This window comes from Limnohabitans planktonicus II-D5, from assembly GCF_001270065.2.
GTDB lineage: Bacteria > Pseudomonadota > Gammaproteobacteria > Burkholderiales > Burkholderiaceae_C > Limnohabitans_A > Limnohabitans_A planktonicus.
Genome location: NZ_LFYT02000143.1, coordinates 1 through 577, shown reverse-complemented (window position 1 = coordinate 577; position 577 = coordinate 1). Strand labels below are relative to the sequence as shown.

The 577-nt window shown below is 34.3% G+C and carries 1 protein-coding gene; it reads left to right on the top strand.

Annotated features, from left to right (window positions below; all coding sequences use genetic code 11):
- Window positions 1–577: PQQ-like beta-propeller repeat protein (locus tag H663_RS41980; protein ID WP_205872789.1), on the top strand; the 577-nt coding region annotated here is incomplete at both ends.

Below are 577 nucleotides of genomic sequence, written 5' to 3'. Positions count from 1 at the left end.
TTGCTTTAATTTTGATTGGTGGTTGTTTTTTTTCGTGGTGGTTATTGCGGCCAAATCTCCACGAAGAAAACGTGAGAGCCGACCATGAAACTTTAATTATTTCCTCATACGGAAAAATCCTGAACTTTAACTTGGAGAATAATAAAATTCAATGGCAATATCAATCGAAATTTAATTTAAGTGGCAATAGAAATTATTTTTCATTAAGTGATAATATATTGTTGCAGCCTTTTGAAAGCGGTGAATTAATCGCCTTTAACTTAAATACCGGTAAGATTTTATGGCAAGAACATATTTTTGGTGAAGGCAAAGGCATGGGATTTGCTGTTGCAACACCAGATGGAATTGATCCTGATTATGTCAATTCGCTAAAGCCACTCTTTATGACGCAGCCTTTGATGACCAAGGAAAACGTTTACATAACATCAACCAATCAACCTATGAGTACAAATATTCCAGCTTTGTACAGCTTTGGAAAAAACACAGGCACGATAAATTTCGTACAAGATTTGCCAACTGTTTTTAACTTTTTCAAGCCCGTAGAATTTAATGGTTTTATTTTTGTTAATTCTGCAGT